Annotated in this window: 22 protein-coding genes; 10 read left to right on the top strand and 12 right to left on the bottom strand. The window is 59.5% G+C overall.

The genetic code is table 11. The features are described from left to right. Window positions 1-71: 71 nt before the first annotated feature. Window positions 72-410, bottom strand: a complete 339-nt coding sequence (locus ACLK1G_RS11230) for a DUF3565 domain-containing protein (protein ID WP_420765502.1) — start codon at window positions 408-410, stop codon at window positions 72-74. Here ACLK1G_RS11230 and ACLK1G_RS11225 point away from each other — a divergent pair. The 3 genes from ACLK1G_RS11225 to ACLK1G_RS11215 all read left to right on the top strand — a co-directional run bounded on the left by ACLK1G_RS11225 (window position 379) and on the right by ACLK1G_RS11215 (window position 2,763). After that, complete coding sequence (locus ACLK1G_RS11225) at window positions 379-864, top strand: FKBP-type peptidyl-prolyl cis-trans isomerase (RefSeq protein WP_265066092.1); 486 nt, start codon at window positions 379-381, stop codon at window positions 862-864. The two genes, ACLK1G_RS11230 and ACLK1G_RS11225, sit on opposite strands and share 32 nt — an antisense overlap. 123 nt (window positions 865-987) lie before the next feature. Continuing rightward, window positions 988-1,470: a glutathione peroxidase gene (locus ACLK1G_RS11220; RefSeq protein WP_420765501.1), complete on the top strand. Its 483-nt coding sequence runs from the start codon at window positions 988-990 to the stop codon at window positions 1,468-1,470. Window positions 1,471-1,659: 189 nt separating this feature from the next. Further along, window positions 1,660-2,763 carry an NADH:flavin oxidoreductase gene (locus ACLK1G_RS11215; RefSeq protein ID WP_420765500.1) on the top strand — a complete coding sequence of 368 codons (1,104 nt, stop codon included), beginning with the start codon at window positions 1,660-1,662 and terminating at the stop codon, window positions 2,761-2,763. Between the two features lie 56 nt (window positions 2,764-2,819). On the opposite strand, the gene ACLK1G_RS11210 is transcribed toward ACLK1G_RS11215, so the two are convergent. Next, entirely contained in the window at window positions 2,820-3,995 is a 1,176-nt protein-coding gene (locus ACLK1G_RS11210; RefSeq protein WP_420765499.1) for a glycosyltransferase family 4 protein, read from the bottom strand. Between the two features lie 64 nt (window positions 3,996-4,059). Continuing rightward, a complete protein-coding gene (gene cysZ, locus ACLK1G_RS11205) occupies window positions 4,060-4,815 on the bottom strand; it encodes a sulfate transporter CysZ (protein ID WP_420765498.1) in 756 nt (251 codons plus the stop codon). A 312-nt stretch (window positions 4,816-5,127) separates the two neighbouring features. On the opposite strand from cysZ, the gene trxB reads away from it, so the two are divergent. Beyond that, window positions 5,128-6,090 (top strand): thioredoxin-disulfide reductase, encoded by a 963-nt coding sequence (gene trxB, locus ACLK1G_RS11200; protein WP_420765497.1) that lies wholly within the window; start codon window positions 5,128-5,130, stop codon window positions 6,088-6,090. A 196-nt stretch (window positions 6,091-6,286) separates the two neighbouring features. On the opposite strand, the gene ACLK1G_RS11195 is transcribed toward trxB, so the two are convergent. From ACLK1G_RS11195 to folM, 6 genes are all read right to left on the bottom strand, one after another. Next, the gene (locus tag ACLK1G_RS11195) at window positions 6,287-7,537 is read right to left on the bottom strand and encodes a 2-aminoadipate transaminase (RefSeq protein ID WP_420765496.1); all 1,251 of its coding nucleotides are present in this window, start codon (window positions 7,535-7,537) and stop codon (window positions 6,287-6,289) included. Between the two features lie 180 nt (window positions 7,538-7,717). Further along, window positions 7,718-8,056, bottom strand: a complete 339-nt coding sequence (locus ACLK1G_RS11190; protein ID WP_420765495.1) for a HopJ type III effector protein — start codon at window positions 8,054-8,056, stop codon at window positions 7,718-7,720. After that, window positions 8,049-8,345: a DUF1244 domain-containing protein gene (locus ACLK1G_RS11185; protein WP_420765494.1), complete on the bottom strand. Its 297-nt coding sequence runs from the start codon at window positions 8,343-8,345 to the stop codon at window positions 8,049-8,051. The genes ACLK1G_RS11190 and ACLK1G_RS11185 overlap by 8 nt, the downstream gene beginning before the upstream one ends. A gap of 97 nt (window positions 8,346-8,442) precedes the next feature. Further along, a complete protein-coding gene (gene folX / locus ACLK1G_RS11180) occupies window positions 8,443-8,823 on the bottom strand; it encodes a dihydroneopterin triphosphate 2'-epimerase (protein ID WP_420765493.1) in 381 nt (126 codons plus the stop codon). Next, a complete protein-coding gene (folE, locus tag ACLK1G_RS11175) occupies window positions 8,824-9,381 on the bottom strand; it encodes a GTP cyclohydrolase I FolE (protein WP_420765492.1) in 558 nt (185 codons plus the stop codon). It lies immediately after the preceding gene. Window positions 9,382-9,402: 21 nt separating this feature from the next. Beyond that, window positions 9,403-10,107: a dihydromonapterin reductase gene (folM, locus tag ACLK1G_RS11170; protein ID WP_420765491.1), complete on the bottom strand. Its 705-nt coding sequence runs from the start codon at window positions 10,105-10,107 to the stop codon at window positions 9,403-9,405. A gap of 345 nt (window positions 10,108-10,452) precedes the next feature. Between folM and ACLK1G_RS11165 the strand changes: the two genes are divergently transcribed. Then, window positions 10,453-11,412: a MerR family transcriptional regulator gene (locus tag ACLK1G_RS11165; RefSeq protein ID WP_420765490.1), complete on the top strand. Its 960-nt coding sequence runs from the start codon at window positions 10,453-10,455 to the stop codon at window positions 11,410-11,412. Between the two features lie 7 nt (window positions 11,413-11,419). Here ACLK1G_RS11165 and ACLK1G_RS11160 read toward each other — a convergent pair whose 3' ends face one another. Together ACLK1G_RS11160 and ACLK1G_RS11155 are read right to left on the bottom strand one after the other, a co-directional pair. After that, window positions 11,420-12,025: a hypothetical protein gene (locus tag ACLK1G_RS11160; protein ID WP_420765489.1), complete on the bottom strand. Its 606-nt coding sequence runs from the start codon at window positions 12,023-12,025 to the stop codon at window positions 11,420-11,422. A gap of 49 nt (window positions 12,026-12,074) precedes the next feature. Continuing rightward, the gene (locus ACLK1G_RS11155) at window positions 12,075-12,548 is read right to left on the bottom strand and encodes a PAS domain-containing protein (RefSeq protein ID WP_420765488.1); all 474 of its coding nucleotides are present in this window, start codon (window positions 12,546-12,548) and stop codon (window positions 12,075-12,077) included. Window positions 12,549-12,702: 154 nt separating this feature from the next. Between ACLK1G_RS11155 and ACLK1G_RS11150 the strand changes: the two genes are divergently transcribed. The 4 genes from ACLK1G_RS11150 (at window position 12,703) to ACLK1G_RS11135 (ending at window position 16,038) form a co-directional block, all read left to right on the top strand. Continuing rightward, window positions 12,703-13,161, top strand: a complete 459-nt coding sequence (locus ACLK1G_RS11150) for a flavodoxin (protein WP_420765487.1) — start codon at window positions 12,703-12,705, stop codon at window positions 13,159-13,161. Between the two features lie 132 nt (window positions 13,162-13,293). Then, window positions 13,294-14,076, top strand: a complete 783-nt coding sequence (locus ACLK1G_RS11145; RefSeq protein WP_420765486.1) for a class II aldolase/adducin family protein — start codon at window positions 13,294-13,296, stop codon at window positions 14,074-14,076. Beyond that, entirely contained in the window at window positions 14,076-14,978 is a 903-nt protein-coding gene (locus tag ACLK1G_RS11140) for an alpha/beta fold hydrolase (protein WP_420765485.1), read from the top strand. The genes ACLK1G_RS11145 and ACLK1G_RS11140 overlap by 1 nt, the downstream gene beginning before the upstream one ends. A 148-nt stretch (window positions 14,979-15,126) precedes the next feature. Then, window positions 15,127-16,038 carry an SDR family oxidoreductase gene (locus ACLK1G_RS11135; RefSeq protein ID WP_420765484.1) on the top strand — a complete coding sequence of 304 codons (912 nt, stop codon included), beginning with the start codon at window positions 15,127-15,129 and terminating at the stop codon, window positions 16,036-16,038. Window positions 16,039-16,080: 42 nt separating this feature from the next. On the opposite strand, the gene ACLK1G_RS11130 is transcribed toward ACLK1G_RS11135, so the two are convergent. After that, window positions 16,081-16,845, bottom strand: coding sequence for an N-acetylmuramoyl-L-alanine amidase (locus ACLK1G_RS11130; RefSeq protein WP_420765483.1), 765 nt, complete (start codon window positions 16,843-16,845; stop codon window positions 16,081-16,083). Between the two features lie 742 nt (window positions 16,846-17,587). On the opposite strand from ACLK1G_RS11130, the gene ACLK1G_RS11125 reads away from it, so the two are divergent. Then, on the top strand, window positions 17,588-19,381 hold the full coding sequence (locus tag ACLK1G_RS11125; protein WP_420765482.1) for a DUF1302 domain-containing protein: 1,794 nt from the start codon (window positions 17,588-17,590) through the stop codon (window positions 19,379-19,381). Window positions 19,382-19,383 lie beyond the last annotated feature (2 nt).

The raw sequence follows: 19,383 nt of genomic DNA, 5'->3' as shown, positions 1-19,383 counted from the left end.
CATGGCCAGTGCCCTGTATTTGCGAAACAGGGCACCAGGGCGCGACCTATGACTGGTCATCTACCCACAATTCAGTCGCCAAGGTTATCGCTAACCGGGCCTTGAGCGCACCAGCCGCAAGCAAAGGGCTGGCCGATTTTTTCAATACGTTGCGCCGGGTCCAGTACCCAGGCCCGGGATTGCCACGGTGGCTGGTGGCGCAGGTGCTGAGTGTGGCCGCAAGACAGCTCGACGACCCAGTGTCCGTCCTCATCCTGGCGGAAACCCGTGACCGTTGGTCTGTTCGAGCTAGCCCGTTTGTCCGGGTTCCGTTCGCTTTCGGGCAAATCCTTGTTTAGACTTGTCCGTTCTTCATTCTTATGCAAAAGGTCTCGCCCCATGCTGATCGCCGCCAATAAGGCTGTCTCCATCGACTATACCCTGACCAACGACGCTGGTGAGGTCATCGACAGCTCTGCCGGCGGCGCTCCGCTGGTCTACCTGCATGGTGCAGGCAACATTATCCAGGGGCTGGAAAAAGCCCTCGAAGGCAAAACCACCGGCGACGAGCTGAACGTGACCGTCGAGCCGGAAGACGCCTACGGCGAGTACTCCGCCGAACTGGTCAGCACCCTGAGCCGCAGCATGTTCGAAGGTGTGGATGAGCTGGAAGTCGGCATGCAGTTCCACGCTTCGGCGCCGGATGGCCAGATGCAGATCGTCACCATTCGCGACCTGGACGGCGATGACGTCACCGTTGACGGCAACCACCCGTTGGCCGGCCAGCGCTTGAACTTCCAAGTCAAGATCGTCGATATCCGTGACGCCAGCCAGGAAGAAGTTGCCCATGGCCACGTCCATGGCGAAGGCGGCCATCACCACTGATTCCTGCGCTACGTTCAAGGAACCAGTGAACTGGAAAGGCGCCATACGGCGCCTTTTTAGTCGCTTGCTGTTAGCATCACCCATGGCTGTATCGAAAAGATCTGCAAACCCTGGAGTTTCGTCATGAGTGCTTTCCACGACCTTAAACTGACAACCCTGGATGGTCAGGAGCTTCCTCTGGCACCGTTCAAAGGGCAAGTCGTGCTGGTGGTCAACGTTGCCTCCAAATGTGGCCTGACGCCTCAATACGCGGCGCTGGAAAATCTCTACCAGCAGTACAAGGACAAGGGCTTCAGTGTGCTGGGCCTGCCCTGCAACCAGTTCGCCGCACAGGAGCCTGGAACCGAGCAGCAAATCCAGGAATTCTGCAGCCTCAACTATGGCGTGACGTTCCCGCTGTCCAGCAAGCTGGAAGTGAACGGTCACGAACGTCATCAGCTCTATCGTCTGCTGGCGGGCGAGGGCGCCGAGTTCCCTGGAGACATCACCTGGAACTTCGAAAAATTCCTGCTCGGCAAGGACGGCCGGGTGCTGGCGCGTTTCTCGCCACGCACGCCGCCCGATGATCCTGCGGTGATCCAGGCGATCGAAAAAGCCCTGAGCTAAACCGTCAGGCGAACCTTTGTGGCGAGGGGATAAATTCCCTCGCCACGTATTGCGGACCTCAAAACAAAAGCGTTCTCTCGGCTCCCTTCTGATCCTTAATCACTCCAATCAATAGTGCTACCCATCACTGCTTCGGCTCCATATTATCGTCGTCATATATGAACCGTGACCGATCCCGTGGAGTGCCCCATGCCTGTACAAGCCCTGTTCAAACCCTTTCAGCTCGGCACGTTCCAGCTGCCGACCCGGGTCGTGATGGCGCCGATGACCCGTTCCTTTTCGCCGGGCGGCGTACCGAACAGCAAGGTGATCGAGTACTACCGTCGTCGCGCGGCGGCCGGGGTTGGCCTGATCATCACCGAGGGCACGACGGTCGGTCACAAGGCGTCCAATGGCTACCCGAACGTACCGCATTTCTACGGTGACGCCGCGCTGGCGGGTTGGAAGAAAGTAGTCGATGCGGTGCACGCCGAAGGCGGCAAGATCGTTCCGCAACTGTGGCACGTAGGCAATGTCCGACGCCTCGGTACCGAGCCGGACGGCGCCGTACCAGGCTATGGCCCGACTGCAAAGCTCAAGGATGGCCAGGTCGTGGTTCACGGCATGACCCAGGCAGACATCGACGAAGTCATCGCCGCCTTCGCCCAAGCGGCAAAAGATGCCAAGGGTATCGGCATGGACGGCGTCGAGATCCACGGCGCCCACGGCTATCTGGTGGATCAGTTTTTCTGGGAAGGCAGCAACCAGCGCACGGACGGTTACGGCGGCGACCTGGCCAACCGTTCGCGCTTCGCCATCGAGCTGATCCGCGCCGTGCGCGCTGCGGTGGGCGAAGATTTTCCGATCATTTTCCGATTTTCTCAATGGAAGCAGCAGGACTACACCGCGCGCCTGGTGCAGACGCCTGAGGCGCTGGAAGCGTTCCTCAAGCCGTTGGCCGATGCCGGCGTGGATATTTTCCATTGCTCCACGCGTCGGTTCTGGGAGCCTGAGTTCGACGGTTCGGACCTGAACCTGGCCGGCTGGACCCGCAAGCTCACCGGCAAGCCAACGATTACCGTCGGCAGCGTCGGCCTGGACGGCGAGTTCCTGCAGTTCATGGTCAATACCGACAAGGTTGCCCAACCGGCCAGCCTGGAAAACCTGCTGGAGCGCCTGAACAAGGAAGAGTTCGACCTGGTGGCGGTGGGCCGTGCTCTGCTGGTGGATCCCGACTGGGCGCAGAAAGTGCGTGACGGGCGTGAGCAGGACATCCTGCCGTTCAGTCGCGAGGCGTTGATGACCTTGGTGTAAGCGGCGTCTGCCTTCGCGAGCAGGCTCGCGATGGCTGCCTCGGCATCATCGGATAATCAACGCACAGTCGGCGCAGCAGGCAGCACCTGCTCGCCGACACAAGCGCTTCGCAATAACGCCTCGAACTGCTCGATCACCGCCCCCCAGCCCTGGCGGCTGGCATGCTGGCGCGCGTTGAGCCTCACGCAACGCAAGGCCTCTGGCTCTTCCAGCAGCCAACGGGCCGCGTCGCAAAATGCCTCTTCATCCCCAGGCATCGCCAATACGCCGTTATAGCCATGACGGATGTGCTGCGCCGCCGCGGCCTGGTCGTAGGCCACCACGCCCAGCCCGGATGCCAGTGCTTCCAGCACAACGTTGCCGAAGGTTTCGGTCAGGCTCGGAAAGACAAACACATCCCCGGACGCGTAATGGGCGGCCAGCGCTTCGCCACGTTGCGCCCCGCAGAATATCGCCTCGGGCAGTTGTTGCTCGAGAGCGAGCCGCTGTGGGCCGTCTCCAACGATCACCAGTTTGATTTGCCGTGTCGCAAAAGCACTGCGCAGGGTGTCGAAACTGCGTTTGAGCAGCGCCAGGTTTTTTTCCGGCGCCAGGCGTCCCACATGAAGCACCGCGATAGCGTCATCATCCAGGCCCCAGCTCTTGCGCAAGGCGGCTGAGCGTTTGGCCGGATGAAACAAATGGCTATCCACGCCACGGGACAACAATGCCACGCGTTCGAAATGCCGGCGTTCCAGTTCCAGGCGCTGGCTGACGCTGGGCACCAGCGTCAGGCTTGAGCGGTTATGGAACCAGCGCAAGTAATGCGTGAGCCCACGGCTCAGCAGGCCGAGGCCGTATTGCTGGGTGTATTGCTGGAAGTTGGTATGGAAGCCACTGACCACCGAAATACCCAGGCGCCGCGCGGCGCGCAACGCAGACAAGCCCAGCGGCCCTTCGGTGGCGATATACAACACGTCCGGGCGATGACGCTTCCAGCGCCGCAACAGCTTGTGCATCGAAGCCTGTCCCCACTGCAAACCCGGATACCCCGGCAATGGCCAGCCCCGGCACAGCAGCAATTGGTCATCACTGGTCAGACCCTGGTCTCCCGCCTGGCGAGGGCGAATCAGTTCTACCCGATGCCCGCGGGCGCGCAAACCGTCATGGAGACGACCCAGGGTATTGGCTACGCCATTGATTTCCGGCGCAAAGGTTTCGGTGACGAGCGTAACGTGCAGGAGTGTGGTCATGGCCCCAGTGTCGACCGGGGCCGTTTCGCCAGTGTGACGTCAGGATGACGGATTCGTGACCGGGTCAGCCCTGTCGCGCCAGCGCCGTCTCGGCGCCTTGCTCCCGCACCCAGAACAACGTCGCCCCGGCCACCGCCGCCGGCATCATCAGAATGTTCACGAAGGGAATCAGCAGCACCAGGTACACGCTGCCGCCAAAACCCAGGCTCTGCCAGCGCTTTTCCCGCAGCCAGGCGAGCATTTCGTTCCAGCCCAGCTTGTGGTTGTCCGCCGGGTAGTCGATGTACTGGATCGCCATCATCCAGATCCCGAACAGCAACCACAGTGGCGCGGCCACCAGATTGACCACCGGGATGAACGAAAGCACGAACAGCCCCAGGGCCCGGGGCAGAAAATAACCGAGCTTGCGCGCCTCTCGAGCCAGGGTGCGCGGGACCATGGCGACCAACTCGCCCCAACTGAACGCTGGGAAATCATCCGTGCCGCGCACTACCACTTCGACCTTCTCGGCGAGAAAACCGTTGAAAGGCGCCGCGATGATGTTGGCAAGCATTGTGAAAGTGAAAAATACCATCAGCACCACAAGGACGACGAACAGAGGCCACAGGACATAGCTCAGGAAACTCAGCCAATCCGGCAGCGACGGCATCAGCGTGTCGACCCACAAGCTGAACTGGTGGCCGGCGAGGTAGATCAGCCCGACGAACAGCACCAGGTTGACAACCAGCGGCAGCAGAACAAAAAGGCGCAGGCTGGGGCTCAGGACCAATTTGAGCCCTTCGCGCAAATATTGCGGGCCGGACAGGACGGGGGCGGGCATAAGTGGCTCCAAGGGTAGTGGACGCGCCCGACCTTACCGACTTTGCCTTGTGCGGGAAAGTCGCGACACGGCGTGTAACAAAGGTTTAGCGCAGGTTTGTCGCTATCGGCGACGTCGCGGCGGATAGAGCTCACCTATGAGCTGGATTGTTAAACCGTATTTCCTTAATCTTCGGTCCCTCGATACGCTGCACCCATTCTTTTTACAGGACTGTCGAACCCAAGCCTTCCCCAAGTGCATCAACAGTCTTTTTTTATTCCCGCCGCTCAGCCGGCGTTCCGGGCCGCAGGGTCCGGTCAACAGGAGCAGGTCATGTCTGAAGTCCGTCATTCGCGTGTGATTATTCTCGGTTCCGGCCCTGCCGGTTACAGCGCCGCGGTTTATGCGGCACGTGCCAACCTCAAGCCGTTGTTGATCACCGGCATGCAAGCCGGCGGTCAATTGACCACCACCACCGAAGTCGACAACTGGCCAGGCGACGTCCACGGCCTGACCGGCCCGGCCTTGATGGAGCGCATGAAAGAACACGCCGAGCGCTTCGAGACCGAGATCGTCTTCGACCACATCAATGCCGTGGATTTCGCCGCCAAGCCATACACCTTGACCGGCGACAGCGCGACCTACACTTGCGATGCCCTGATCATCGCCACCGGCGCCAGCGCTCGTTACCTGGGCCTGCCGTCGGAAGAAACGTTCATGGGCAAAGGCGTTTCGGCCTGCGCTACCTGCGACGGTTTCTTCTACCGCAACAAACCCGTGGCGGTGGTCGGCGGCGGCAACACCGCGGTCGAGGAAGCGCTGTACCTGGCCAACATCGCCAGCACGGTCACCCTGGTTCACCGTCGCGAAACCTTCCGCGCCGAGAAGATTTTGATCGACAAGCTCAACGCCCGCGTCGCCGAAGGCAAGATCATCCTCAAGCTTAACGCGACCCTGGACGAAGTGTTGGGTGACAACATGGGCGTGACCGGCGCGCGCTTGAAGAACAACGATGGCAGCTTCGAAGAAATCAAGGTTGACGGCGTATTCATCGCCATCGGCCACACGCCGAATACTTCGTTGTTCGAAGGCCAGCTGGAGCTCAAGGACGGCTACCTGGTCGTCAAGGGTGGCCGCGACGGCAACGCTACCGCCACCAGCGTCGAAGGTATCTTCGCCGCCGGCGACGTGGCCGACCACGTCTACCGCCAGGCCATCACCTCGGCTGGCGCTGGTTGCATGGCGGCCCTGGACACCGAACGTTACCTGGACGGCCTGCAGAACGTTTCGTTCTGATTCATCGGGCATTAAAAAAAACCGGCTTCGGCCGGTTTTTTTGTGCTTGGTATTTAACGCAACTTCATGGGCGGTTTCTGTGGGAGCGAGCTTGCTCGCGATGGCGTCAGACCAGTCAATGTCGATGTTGGCTGATATACCGCGATCGCGAGCAGGCTCGCTCCCACAAGGTTATGTGTGGTCAGGAACACCTTGATCAGGCCAGTTCCGCCAGGCACGCCTCCAGGATGTCCAAGCCCTCTTCCAGCACCGCCGCTTCGGTCGTCAACGGCGCCAGCAGCCGGATGATGTGCCGCGATTTACCACTGGGCATCAGCAGCAGGCCCGACTCACGTGCCAGGGCCAGCAGTTGTGTCAGTTGTGCCGGGGCCGGGGTGCCATCGGCGTGGGCCAGTTCGATCCCGCGCATGGCGCCGACGCCGGTCAGGCGGCCCAGGTACGGCGACAGCCCACGGCGGCGCCACGACTCGTAGCGGCTGACGATCGCTTCTTCCTGTTGTGCGCCCCACGCGTGGAGATTGGCGTCAGTCATTTCATCCAGCGTTGCCAGCGCGGCGGCGCAGGCGATGGGGTTGCCGGAATAGGTGCCACCGAGCCCACCCTTTGGCAGGTTATCCATCAGCGACTTGCGCCCTACCACCGCCCCCAGAGGGACACCGCCAGCGATGCTTTTGCCCAGCAGGATCAGGTCCGGGTCGATCCCCAGTCGCGAGAACGCGAAGCGCTGGCCGGTGCGGCCGAAACCGGACTGGATCTCATCGACGATCAGCACGATGCCCTTGTCGTCGCAGAACTGCCGCAACGCCTGGGCGAACGCCACGTCCATCGCCAGGAAACCGGCTTCGCCCTGCACCGGCTCGACGATGAAACAGGCCACGTCGTTTACATCGATCTCGACGCTGAACAGCCTGTCCATGGCTTTCAGCGCTTCGGCGCACGTCACGCCATTGTCGTGGCTGGGGTAGGGCAGGTGATAGACCGGTCCGGGCAGTACGCCGACTTTCTGTTTGTACGGCGCGACCTTGCCGTTGAGATTGAGGGTGGCGAGGGTTCGCCCATGGAAGCCGCCGTCGAAAGCAATCACGGCAGTGCGTCCCGTGGCGCCGCGCACGATCTTCAAGGCGTTTTCAGCCGCTTCGGCGCCGCTGTTGGTCAGCATGCCGCTCACCGGATAACCGACCGGGATGAATGCGGCCAGGCGCTCCATCAATTGGAGGTAAGGCGCGTGGGGCGCGGCATTGAAGGCGTAGTGCGTCAGGCGGGTGGCTTGCTCGCGGATCGCCTCGACGATGCGAGGATGACAATGCCCCAGATTCAACACGCCGATGCCACCCACGAAATCAATATAGCGCTTGGCGTCGCAATCCCAGACCTCGGCATTTTTCCCGTGGCTGAGACTGACGGGGTGAACGAAGGAAATCGATTGGCTGATGCTGTCGCGGCTCATGGATGACGGCTCGGAAGAAGAAAGGATTTGCCTTATCTAAGCCGCGAGAAGCAGTGCCCGGCAAACGAAATAAAGTCGCCGGGTCAATCATAAAAGTCGGGATGTGGTGAGGTGCCACTTAACTTGAGACGTATTCCCCGTAGCGAGGGAACAAGCTCCCTCGCTACGGCAGCGGGTGAATCAGCGGCGTTGCAATGGCTGGGCTTCGAACTTCACGCCCGCCAACCCATGGGCTATCAACGCGCGGATATTGCCGTGGTCGCTTCCTTCGGGCGTGTTCAGTACCGAACGGTAATGCTCGCCGAATGCCAGGAGCGCCTCTTTGTCGCTCAAGCCCTCAAGCAGTGCCAGGCCCAACGTCTTGCAGGAGCCTTCGTTCTGCCCGGCCGCGTTCTTCACGCCACCGTTGTCGAAGGCCTGGGGCTGGTAGTCGTAGCCTTCGGCAATGAACGCCAGGGTGTCGGCAAAGACATGCTCACCGCTCTCGAGGCTGGCGCGGAAAGTGTTCAGGTCAAGCATCGGGGTTTCCTTTGGCAAACGCCGCTTGCTGCTCGGCATTGGCTTCTTTCTGGTATTGGGCTTTCCATTCGGCATAGGGCATGCCGTAGACAACTTCGCGCGCATCATCGAGGCTGACCTCGACCTGACGCTCATCGGCGGCGGCCTTGTACCACTTGGACAGGCAGTTGCGGCAGAAACCGGCGAGGTTCATCAGGTCGATGTTCTGCACATCCTTGCGGCTGTCGAGGTGGGCAACCAGCCGGCGGAAAGCGGCGGCTTCAAGTTCGAGGCGTTGTTGGTCGTTCATGAGGGTCTCTGCGAGACAGCTTCAAGCGGCGAGCTTCAAGCTGCAAGTTGGTTTGCGGTGTTCAGGCTTGAAGGTTACAGCTTGAGACTGTTGGCGGCTACGGAGTAGCCCTGCTTGCTGCGAGCGTGATCGATACGGACTCGGCGAAGCGCAGCGCGTGTGGCTTGTCGACTTCGACCTCGGCGTACAGCACCGACTCGTTCGCCATGACCAGGTCCAGCAACTCCTGGGTGAGGCGTTCGAGCAGGGCGAAGCGATTGCCTTCCACATGGGCAATGACTGCCTTGGTAATGGTGCGGTAGTTCAGGGCGTGGTCGATGTCGTTGTCGCGCACGGCCTCTTGAGCCGCGTAGAGGATGGTCAGGTTGATCAGCACATCCTGCTTGTTGAGGATTTCATCCTCATTGATGCCGATGAACGTACGCAGGCGCAGGTCCTTGACCTTGATACGCGCCATGGCGGGTTGAAGTTGAGGCATTTATTGGCTCCGTCGAATCAATTGCAGAAACTCCTGACGCGTGGTGCTGGATTCGCGAAAGGCACCGAGCATCACCGAGGTGTTCATGGTCGAGTTCTGTTTTTCCACACCGCGCATCATCATGCACATGTGTTGGGCTTCGATCACCACCGCAACGCCGGCAGCCTGGGTGACCTCCTGCACGGCGTCGGCAATTTGCCGGGTGAGATTCTCCTGGATTTGCAGGCGGCGGGCGAACATGTCCACCAGCCGGGCGACCTTCGACAGCCCCAGGACCTTGCCCGTTGGAATATAAGCCACATGGGCCTTGCCGATGAAGGGCAGCAGGTGATGTTCGCACAGTGAATAAAGCTCGATGTCGGCGACGATCACCATTTCATCGCTGTCGGAAGCAAACAGAGCGCCGTTGACGATCTGCTGGACGCTTTGCTCGTAGCCATGACACAGGTACTGCATGGCCTTGGCCGCGCGCACCGGAGTATCCAGCAGGCCTTCGCGCTCCGGGTCTTCGCCCAGGCCGATCAGGATCTCACGGTAATGCTGGGGCGAAAGCGCCATGGATACTTCCTCGAACCGTGACTACTTGATGTGCCGCCCGCCATTTACCGTCAGGGTCGTGCCGGTGACATATGAGTTATCCAGCAGATAACGCAAACTCTGGTACATGACTTCGCTGCCGGGCTCGATACCCAGCGCGGACTTGGCCAGGGCCTTGGCACGATAGGTTGGGTCGTCGCCGGGATTGAACAGTAGCAGGGCCGGGGCGATACCGTTGACTTTGATGGCCGGTGCATACTTCGCCGCAAATGACAGTGTCAGACTTTCGAGGCCGGCCTTGGTGGCGCAATAGGCGATGTGCTTGCTGCTGCCTTTGCGTGTCACGTCATCGCTGATGTGCACGATATCCGCTGGGACCGAACGGCGCAGAAGCTCGGCGCAATGCAGGTTGATCAGGTAAGGCGCGAGCATATGGACGCCAAACATGGCGTTGAACGCGGTGGCTTCGCTATCCGGCGTCTCTGCCAGCCAGGCCGAGGCGTTGTGCACGATGGCTCGCAACTGGTCGGTGTGCTGCTTGAGCAGATCGATGAACGCCAGGATTCCCGGTTCGCTGGCAAGATCGGCAAACAGCACCGTGGCCCCCAGGTCCCGCAGCGTCTGCACGCCCGGGCGTTCGGTGCGGTAAGTGGCTATGACCGGCTGCCCGTCCTCCAATAAACGTCGGGCGCAGTGCAGGCCGACGCGTTGGGCTGCGCCGGTGATCAGGATCGGGGCGGTGGACATGGGACGGTTCGGCTCGGTTCGCGGCACAAGCAAAAACTATAACAGCGACGGCCGGCGCCTCCTATGCGTAAAGACGAGTACAGCGCTGGGGCGCTGTCAGGGGTTAACGATTTCGAGACCGGTTCCCTTGACCGGGGACCCAGACATTTTGTTTCGCTTTGTAACGAGCGCTATGGGAAAAACGCCCCGTGGGCGTTGGGCTGCGCCTGGTAGCAGGGTGCGCGAGCATTGTTCCTTTCGAGCAATAAACAACGAATCCGCAGGGCGGACGTGTTTGTCCTTGTCAGCCCATGGCAGGAAAGGGGTAAACTGGGATCCAATTTTCCAGCTGGGAAATCCAGGCAAATGAGCGCGATAGTCGAGGAAAACCACCCTTCTCAGGCATCTGTCGCTTCGACCCGCGAGGATTTGCTTCCGATTCGGGAAGTCGCCCGGTTGACGGGGGTCAACCCGGTGACCTTGCGTGCATGGGAGCGTCGCTACGGCCTGATCCAGCCCACACGCACCGAAAGCGGGCATCGCTTGTATTCTTTGATCGATATCGAAAAGGTGCGGAGCATTCTCGCCTGGATCGAGCGCGGGGTCGCCGTGAGCAAGGTGGGTAGGATCCTTGCGAAAACCGAATCGGTACGGCCAGTCTCCAGGTTTATTTCACCCGATCTGGTTCGTGCCGATTACAGCGATTGGCAGCAGCAGGTGTCGGATGCGGTCGGCAATTTTGACGACATTGAACTGGATCGTGTCTACGGAAAGATTTTCTCGAGTTACGCCGAGCCCGTGGTATTCCAGGACATTCTGATGCCGCTCTGGCGAGACCTGCTGCATCGCCAGCATGAGTTCGGGCATACCAGCGAATGGCTGTTCTTCGACGGTTTCTTGCGTTCGCGGGTCATGCACCGTCTCTTGCTCAAGCGTGAGGCAACCTCGCGGCGAGTGCTGGTCAGTGCCATTGCTGGTCAATGCCGGGAGTTGGAGTTGCTGGTAACAGCGCTGTTCGTTTCCAAGGCAGAGGTGGGCGTGCGGGTCATGACCGTCGGGCAGCCCTTTGATGAACTGACGCTGGTTTGCCAGAAGATCCGGCCGTTGGCGTTGGTGTTGGTCTCCAATCATGCACCGGCCACCGAATTGCCCAGACGGCTGACCAAGTTGGCGATGGGCCTGGATTGTCCCCTGTTGCTGGCCGGCGATGCATCCGACCTGGCGCAGGAAAGCCTGGCGGGATCGCCGATCGCTTGTCTGGGAAATGAGGGTTCGGTGATGGGGCAGCGCTTGCATCAGTTCCTGGCGGGTAACCTGGATACGTGAACCGCGTTTAGAAGTGCATCGCCGGATGAGTCAGGCGGTGCTGTTGCAGGATGTATTGGCGCAGGCGCTCGGTTTCGTCCTGGTCATGCTGGGCCAGGTGATAGGCATACATGCCTTGCTCTGTTTCCCGTTCGAAAGTCCCGCGAAGAGAAATCCTTTCATAGCCAGACGGGCTGAACCACAGGGCGAATTGCTTGGGCGGCTTGGTGCGATTGCGTATTTCCAGCAATACGCCTTTGCAAGAGACCTCGTGCACCCATAAGGGCCCCGGCTGGCCCTTGGCGTTCTCCAGGGCGACTGGCTCATCGAGCGTCAGGCGCCACGGGCGCACCTTCGGCCCCTCTTCATAGATGCTCGGCACACCCAGGCGAAGGTGCATCGCGTGGAATTCATCTTCGACGAGTTGTAACGGAAAGGTCATCTGTTGGTTTTCGAAATTGGCCTGCAGCGTGACCTGTTCGTTCGCCGCCAGGCGTGTCAGCAGATCACGGATCTGCGAACCACCGTTTACCAGCAAGCTCGACGTGACATCCCGCTCGTTCAACTGCGGGTTGTGCTGCATGGTCCGGATGAAATCCAGCTCATCCTGGGTGAGAAGGGCGTCGCGCTGCATAAGGTGCTCGAAAAAGATTACTTTCACCGGTGATTGTAGTGACTGACCGCTAATTCGGGGTTTTGTTTTCGCCATTCGTCGCATGGAGGCGCGCGACGGTTTCCCGTGCTTCAGCCAACTCCGCTTCCAGTTGGGTAATGCGCTGTTGAGCCTTCACTTGGGCCGTTACGTCTTTTTGCACACCGACGAAATAGGTGTGGCCGTCAGCCTCGTTTTTCACCGTGGACAGCGACAACTCGTTCCAGAACGGTGTGCCGTCCTTACGGTAGTTGCGCAGGATCTGCCGGCAGGAGCCGCCTTGCTTCAACGTTGTGCGAATGAACTCGAGGGAAGGCTGGTCGCGATCACCCGACTGCAAAAAACGGCAGTCCTGGTAGAGGATTTCGTCACTGCTATAGCCAGTCAGCCGCTCGAATGCAGGGTTCACGTAGATCAGTATGTTGTCTTCGCCTTCCTTCTCGGCGATGACGATCCCGTCGTTCGAAGCGTTGATCACCAATTGCATCAGATGAGCGTTGATCATGAAACCTTCCCTGTTGAGCAGCCGAATAAACGCTTTATAAAAAGGAACGTCGATCGATGTCTATTTGCCCTTATCTGGTGTTGAGAGTCAATCGCAGCTTTTACCCGCAGCCTGTTACTATTGCGGTCTTCTATTCAGCTTCAGGATCAGATTGATGAAAGTCGCGATTCTTTCCGGCTCCGTATACGGCACGGCCGAAGAAGTTGCCCGCCACGCCGAAACAATGTTGCGTGATGCCGATTTCGAAACCTTCCTTAATCCGCGGGCAACCTTGGCGGATATCCTGTCCTTCGGACCACAAGCGTTGCTGGCCGTAACGTCGACAACGGGCATGGGTGAGCTGCCGGACAACCTGATGCCGCTGTACTCAATGATTCGCGACCAGTTGCCCGCATCGTTCCGCGGCTTGCCTGGCGCTGTCATCGGCCTGGGTGATGCCAGTTATGGCGACACGTTCTGCGGCGGCGGCGAGCAGATGTGTGAATTGTTCGCCGAGCTGGGCGTGCAGCAAGTACTGCCTATGTTGCGCTTGGATGCCAGTGAAAGCGTTACGCCTGAGTCGGATGCCGAACCCTGGCTGAAGGAGTTGATCGGCAAATTGAAGCCGGCCTGATGTGACCCGCTCGGCCAGTAAGCTGGCTGCCAATGCAACTACCGCCCTCGCTGGAGCTGACTAGACTGGTTTTCTTGTTCACGAAGAAGTGGACGTTTTCTTATAACAAGAAGCCAGAGAGAGGTCATAGCCGTGAGCGTAGCGTCCCTTCAATCGGCAGCCGGCATCAGGGATCAGGTCAGTGCAGCCGAATGGCAAACCCGAGTCGATCTGGCGGCCTGTTATCGGCTGATCGCGCTGCATGGCTGGGACGACCTGATCTTCACCCATATCTCTGCGAAGGTGCCTGGCACGGAAGAGTTTCTGATCAATCCGTACGGCTTGATGTTCCAGGAAATCACCGCCTCGAACCTGGTCAAGATCGATCAGGCTGGCAACAAGCTGATGGACAGCCCCTACGAGATCAACCCCGCGGGCTATACCATCCACAGCGCGATTCACGAGGTGCGGCACGACGTGGCGTGTGTGCTGCACACCCACACCGCCGCCGGCGTCGCGGTGTCGGCGCAGAAGCAAGGAGTGCTCCCGATCAGCCAGCAGTCGTTGTTCGTACTGTCGAGCCTGGCGTACCACCCTTATGAAGGGGTGGCTTTGAATCCTGAGGAAAAAGTCCGCCTGCAAGCTGACCTCGGTGAGAACAACTTCCTGATGTTGCACAACCATGGCCTGCTGACCTGCGGCGGGACGATTGCCGATACGTTCCTGATGATGTTCATTTTCCAGCGAGCCTGCGAAATCCAGGTCCTTGCCCAGACCGGCGGCGCCGAGCTGATTGCCATCGAGCCGCAGGTGTTGGCCGGTGCCCGTGCGATGGTGGCCGGCGTGACCAAGAGCGCCCAGGGCATGGGAGGCGCGTTGGCCTGGCCGGCGCTCCTGCGCAAACTCGACCTGCAAGATCCGAGTTATAAGAGCTGATGCCCATGGTCCAGATCCCCTTGCGTATCTGGCGCCAGCGCGGCCAGACGTTCATGTTTCGTGGCCACGCTATCCGTTACTGGACTGCGGGGCACGGCGAGCCATTGCTGCTAATCCACGGGTTCCCTACCGCAAGCTGGGATTGGCACTACCTTTGGCAGCCGCTGGCACAACGTTATCGGGTGATTGCCTGCGACATGCTCGGTTTTGGTGACTCCGCCAAGCCAGTGGACCATGTCTACAGCCTGCTCGAACAGGCCGATCTGCAACAGGCACTGCTGGCCCACCTGAATGTGACGCAAGCGATCCATATACTGGCCCATGACTACGGCGACAGTGTGGCGCAGGAGCTCATCGCCCGGCATGGCGAGGCACGCGCCAATGTCGCCAGTTGCACCTTTCTCAATGGCGGTTTATTCCCGGAAACCCATCGTCCGGTGCTGATGCAAAAACTGTTGCTCAGCCCTCTGGGTTGGCTGATCGGCCGGGCGTTTTCCAGGGATGGCCTGGTCAAGAGTTTCCGACGGATCTTCGGCCCTTGGACTGCTCCCACCGAGAGTGAACTGGATGATTACTGGAGCCTGGTCGAAACCCATCGCGGGCCTCGGATCATGCACAAACTCATTGCCTATATCCCGGAGCGGCGCGTGCAGCGTGATCGCTGGGTCAAGGCGATGCAGCGCGGCGAGGTGCCCATGCGGGTGATCGATGGGGCGTTCGATCCCATTTCCGGCGCGCATATGGTGGCGCGCTACCAAGCCCTGGTTCCCAACGCCGACACAGTGTTGTTGCCCGATATTGGTCACTACCCCCACACCGAGGCGCCTGTACAGGTGCTCAAGCATTACCTCGCGTTTCGTGAAGCCATCGCTGCGCCTTCCCGGCAACTGGCGTGTTCCTGACGCTTGCCTTCAGGGCGACGTAGCGCAACCGGGGCATCATCCCTGCACCTTATCGGCTGCTATTCACTTTCTCCCTTGTTGATTGTGACTGGTCGGCTTGTACAGGAGACTCGTGGCAATGTCCTATCGGCCTGTTGGAGTTCTGCCCATGAATGATTCTGTGCGCTTCGAAGATAAAGTCGTGATCGTCACCGGAGCCGGTGGCGGCCTGGGTCGCGCCCATGCGCTGTTGTTCGCCAGGCATGGCGCAAAAGTGCTGGTCAACGATCTTGGCGGTTCGGCGCAGGGGGAGGGAGCCAACGCTTCGGCGGCGGATCGGGTGGTCAGTGAAATTCGTGAAGCCGGCGGCGTTGCCGAAGCCAATCACGATTCGGTTACCGATGGCGACAAGCTAGTACAGAACGCCCTCGACGTGTTCGGCAGGGTTGATGTTGTCGTCAACAACGCCGGTATCCTGCGAGACAAGACTTTTCACAAAATGGACGATGCCGATTGGGACCTGGTGTATCGCGTTCATGTCGAAGGCGCTTACAAAGTCACTCGTGCGGCCTGGCCGCATTTGCGCGAGCAGAATTATGGCCGGGTAATCTTCACGGCTTCCACGTCCGGCATCTACGGCAACTTTGGCCAGTCCAATTACGGCATGGCCAAGCTTGGTCTCTATGGCCTGACTCGCACCCTGGCCATCGAAGGTCGCAAGAACAACATCCTGGTCAATGCCATCGCTCCCACCGGCGGCACCCGCATGACCGAAGGCCTGATCCCGCCTCAAGTGTTCGAGCAACTCAAGCCTGAACTGGTCAGCCCACTGGTGGTGTACCTGGCCAGTGAAGCCTGCCAGGAAACCTCCGGATTGTTCGAAGTGGGCGGCGGCTGGATGGGCAAGGTGCGCTGGGAGCGCAGCCTCGGCGCGGGGTTCGACCCGCGCGAAGGTTTCTCGCCGCAAGACGTCGCCGCCCACTGGCAGCAGATCTGCGACTTCCAGGATGCTGTTCACCCGAATGACAACCTCGAAGCCTTGAAAGAGATGATGGCTAACCTGCAGCGTTACGCCGTTTAAACCCATCGCCCGGACCGGTTGCCGTCAGCAGCGGTGACCGGTTCAGGGGAAGTATTTCTTCACCAGGGCAGCCAGGTTCGCGGCGGTCTCGATGTCCATCACACCGTCATACTTGGCCGGGCGGAAGTGCAGTTGGAAGGCGCGTACGAGTCGTTGAAAGCCTACGGTTGTGGTGGCCGCCGACGTGTCATAGCCATACCTCCTGAATAATCCCAGCAATTGTTCGCGAAGCGGGATTCCCTGGGTTTGGTATGCCTGCATGTAAGTTTTCTGGGTGCAATCGTCAAACCAAGCCCCAATTCCCTTGAGATACAGCGCGCGCCAAGGAAACATCGGGCCCGGGTCGCTTTTTCGCCCCGCAGCGATGTCCGAATGCGCCACCACGTTGACCGGGCTGATGTCCGGATATCGCTTGAGAATGTCGGATGCCAAATACTCGATGGCCTCGATTTGCTGGGCCTTATAGGGCGGAAAGGTAAATTGGCCTTGGTTGTCGGTGGCCAGGTTGACAATTTCAACGCCAATCGAAGTGTCATTCAAATTGCTGCGGTTGCCCCAACTGCTCACACCGGCATGCCAGGCCCGCTGGTTTTCGTCTACAAGGTTGAAGATCTGTGGCTCTTTGAAGCCAGCCTTCAAGTAAGTGGGGTCGGCAAAGTCGGGGATAAGGTAATGAGCACTGACCGAAGGACCGGTCAGTGCGGTGATGGAAGAGGCAAAGTTGCCGGCTGTGTAATGGAAGACCAGAAAACGAATGCGGCTATTAAAACTTTTTTTTGAGCGATAACTTGTATTGTTTATCTGCATATCAATAATCCACTGATGAAAATCGAAGCGAAGTGCTGCGATTGACTTCAGCGTAACAGTGAAATTTTTATGTGCGCGTAGTTGGGTTCTCGGTTTGTTGTAGGAACTGGCGCTAGGTGCTTGAGGATTTTTTAATGGCAGTGAGAGTTAGATAGGTAGGAAGAATTTGAATGGCCGAAATAGCTATTCCTGGCGGTCCCGTCGCGAAATTGATAATGGCTAATTAAATAAACTCGGCAGCTGAGGGATTACCTAGGTGTTGTAGGAATCGAGAAGTTTTTATCGAGAAAAATAACCTACAAATAAAAAAGGCCGCTGCAAAAGCAGCGGCCTAAGCATGACGTTGGAAAGGAGCTACAAATCAACGTCAGTTGTACACGGGGACGATGGATTGATGCGCAATCCATCCGAATGACGGTGCGTCAGGCGCGGGGGACGCCAGGCGACTTGTGCTTGCGGGCCCGTTGTCCTGCAAGCCCGGCCAGCATAGTAGGCGCAGGCTGTAGGAAACAGTCCGGTTACGGACATGCACTGTTGCAGTGCGCGCAACAGTTGAGGGCACCATGTTGGTCATGCGCGGCATTGATGACCCCTCATCCAGTCCGTTCATGCTTGCCGCATAAGCCGTTCCCGCACGGGCAGTAATCCTTTTGGGGTACAGCGCGAATACCCCCTTGGTGCGCTTATCGCCCAATGCCGGCGGCAGTAGGGTGAAGGCTCTGTCACTCACCGGGGAAGACGCATGACAACAATAACAATGCGCGCCATCTTCAAGCCGCAGGCGCTGGCCGTCGCGGTGGCCTTGGGTTGCTGTGCCCAGGCGCAGGCCGTTTCTTTCAACATTGGCGAGATCGAGGGGCAGTTCGACTCCTCTCTGTCCGTCGGCGCGAGCTGGGGCATGCGCGATGCCGACAAGGATCTGGTCGGTACGGTCAACGGGGGGAGGGGGCAATCCTCCACCGGTGACGATGGGCGACTTAACTTCAAGAAAGGCGAGACCTTCTCGAAAATCTTCAAGGGCTTGCACGACCTGGAACTCAAGTACGGCGACACCGGTGTGTTCGTGCGCGGCAAGTACTGGTACGACTTCGAACTCAAGGACGAAAACCGGGAGTTCAAGGACATCAGCGACAGCAATCGCAAAGAAGGCGCCAAGTCATCGGGCGCGCAGATTCTCGATGCCTTTGTCTATCACAACTATTCCATCGCCGATTTGCCCGGCACCGTGCGCGCCGGCAGGCAGGTGGTCAGTTGGGGTGAAAGTACCTTCATCGGTAACTCCATCAACAGCATCAACCCGGTGGACGTGTCTGCGTTCCGTCGTCCGGGCGCGGAGATCAAGGAAGGCTTGATCCCGGTGAACATGCTGTTTGCTTCCCAGGGCTTGACGGACAAGCTCACTGTCGAAGGTTTCTACCAGATAGAGTGGGACCAGACGGTCGTCGATAACTGCGGTACGTTCTTCGGCAACGATGTGGTGGCGGATGGATGCACCACTGGTTACACCGTAGGCAGCCCGGCGATTGCGCCGTTCGTGCCGCTGACCGAGGCATTTGGCCAGGGCATCCAGGTGACCAGCGAAGGGGTTGTGATTCCTCGCGGCGGTGACCGCGATGCGCGGGATTCCGGCCAGTGGGGGACGGCGTTGCGCTGGCTCGGCGATGATACCGAGTACGGCCTGTATTTCATGAATTACCACAGTCGTACGCCTACCGTGGGCACCACTACGGCCGGACTGTCCACGTTGTCCGCGCTGCCCGGCATGATTGCGATAGCCGAGGGGATTGCTCCGGGCAGCGGCGCGGGACTGGCACAAAGCGTAATGCTGGGTCGCGGTGGGTATTATCTTGAATACCCTGAAGACATCCGCCTGTACGGGGCGAGCTTCTCCACCACGCTGCCGACAGGCACTGCGTGGACCGGCGAGATCAGCTATCGCCCCAATGCACCGGTGCAGGTCAACACCAATGACCTGACGCTCGCCTTGGTCAACCCGATCGCCGGTGGCGCCGCATCCCCCATCGCCACCTCGCCGGGCGCCGACAATACCGGCTACCGGCGTAAGGAAGTCACCCAGCTCCAGAGCACCCTGACCCACTTCTTCGACCAGGTATTGGGCGCCGATCGCCTGACCGTGGTAGGCGAGGCGGCGGTCGTGCATGTCGGTGGTCTCGAGTCGAAAGACGAGCTGCGTTACGGCCGCGACTCGGTCTATGGCCAGTACGGCTTCAACGGTGACACCGATGGATTCGTCACGTCGACGTCCTGGGGCTACCGCGCTCGGGCGATTCTCGACTACTCCAACGTCATCGGCGGGGTCAACTTCAAGCCCAACGTGTCCTGGTCCCACGATGTGGCCGGCTATGGGCCCAACGGCCTGTTCAACGAAGGCGCCAAGGCCGTCAGCGTCGGCGTCGATGCCGATTACCGCAATACCTACACCGCCAGTCTGAGCTACACCGACTTCTTCGGCGGCGATTACAACGTTCTCGAAGACCGCGACTTCCTCGCGCTGAGCTTCGGCGTGAACTTCTGATC

It is taken from the genome of Pseudomonas algeriensis, from assembly GCF_048847255.1.
Classification (GTDB): Bacteria; Pseudomonadota; Gammaproteobacteria; order Pseudomonadales; family Pseudomonadaceae; genus Aquipseudomonas.
The sequence above is the reverse complement of the archived record's forward strand: the minus strand, read 5'-3'. Positions and strand labels throughout refer to the sequence as shown.

Excerpts from the sequence above, each read along its gene's own strand:
- ACLK1G_RS11225 (WP_265066092.1), top strand. The coding sequence starts at position 379 with ATGCTGATCGCCGCCAATAAGGCTGTCTCCATCGACTATACCCTGACC.
- ACLK1G_RS11195 (WP_420765496.1), bottom strand. The coding sequence starts at position 7,537 with ATGAGCCGCGACAGCATCAGCCAATCGATTTCCTTCGTTCACCCCGTC.
- ACLK1G_RS11230 (WP_420765502.1), bottom strand. The coding sequence starts at position 410 with ATGGAGACAGCCTTATTGGCGGCGATCAGCATGGGGCGAGACCTTTTG.
- ACLK1G_RS11135 (WP_420765484.1), top strand. The coding sequence starts at position 15,127 with ATGAATGATTCTGTGCGCTTCGAAGATAAAGTCGTGATCGTCACCGGA.
- ACLK1G_RS11165 (WP_420765490.1), top strand. The coding sequence starts at position 10,453 with ATGAGCGCGATAGTCGAGGAAAACCACCCTTCTCAGGCATCTGTCGCT.
- ACLK1G_RS11190 (WP_420765495.1), bottom strand. The coding sequence starts at position 8,056 with ATGCTTGACCTGAACACTTTCCGCGCCAGCCTCGAGAGCGGTGAGCAT.
- trxB (WP_420765497.1), top strand. The coding sequence starts at position 5,128 with ATGTCTGAAGTCCGTCATTCGCGTGTGATTATTCTCGGTTCCGGCCCT.
- ACLK1G_RS11185 (WP_420765494.1), bottom strand. The coding sequence starts at position 8,345 with ATGAACGACCAACAACGCCTCGAACTTGAAGCCGCCGCTTTCCGCCGG.
- ACLK1G_RS11130 (WP_420765483.1), bottom strand. The coding sequence starts at position 16,845 with ATGCAGATAAACAATACAAGTTATCGCTCAAAAAAAAGTTTTAATAGC.
- folX (WP_420765493.1), bottom strand. The coding sequence starts at position 8,823 with ATGCCTCAACTTCAACCCGCCATGGCGCGTATCAAGGTCAAGGACCTG.
- ACLK1G_RS11125 (WP_420765482.1), top strand. The coding sequence starts at position 17,588 with ATGACAACAATAACAATGCGCGCCATCTTCAAGCCGCAGGCGCTGGCC.
- ACLK1G_RS11140 (WP_420765485.1), top strand. The coding sequence starts at position 14,076 with ATGCCCATGGTCCAGATCCCCTTGCGTATCTGGCGCCAGCGCGGCCAG.
- ACLK1G_RS11155 (WP_420765488.1), bottom strand. The coding sequence starts at position 12,548 with ATGATCAACGCTCATCTGATGCAATTGGTGATCAACGCTTCGAACGAC.
- ACLK1G_RS11210 (WP_420765499.1), bottom strand. The coding sequence starts at position 3,995 with ATGACCACACTCCTGCACGTTACGCTCGTCACCGAAACCTTTGCGCCG.
- ACLK1G_RS11220 (WP_420765501.1), top strand. The coding sequence starts at position 988 with ATGAGTGCTTTCCACGACCTTAAACTGACAACCCTGGATGGTCAGGAG.
- ACLK1G_RS11160 (WP_420765489.1), bottom strand. The coding sequence starts at position 12,025 with ATGCAGCGCGACGCCCTTCTCACCCAGGATGAGCTGGATTTCATCCGG.
- ACLK1G_RS11150 (WP_420765487.1), top strand. The coding sequence starts at position 12,703 with ATGAAAGTCGCGATTCTTTCCGGCTCCGTATACGGCACGGCCGAAGAA.
- ACLK1G_RS11215 (WP_420765500.1), top strand. The coding sequence starts at position 1,660 with ATGCCTGTACAAGCCCTGTTCAAACCCTTTCAGCTCGGCACGTTCCAG.
- folM (WP_420765491.1), bottom strand. The coding sequence starts at position 10,107 with ATGTCCACCGCCCCGATCCTGATCACCGGCGCAGCCCAACGCGTCGGC.
- folE (WP_420765492.1), bottom strand. The coding sequence starts at position 9,381 with ATGGCGCTTTCGCCCCAGCATTACCGTGAGATCCTGATCGGCCTGGGC.
- cysZ (WP_420765498.1), bottom strand. The coding sequence starts at position 4,815 with ATGCCCGCCCCCGTCCTGTCCGGCCCGCAATATTTGCGCGAAGGGCTC.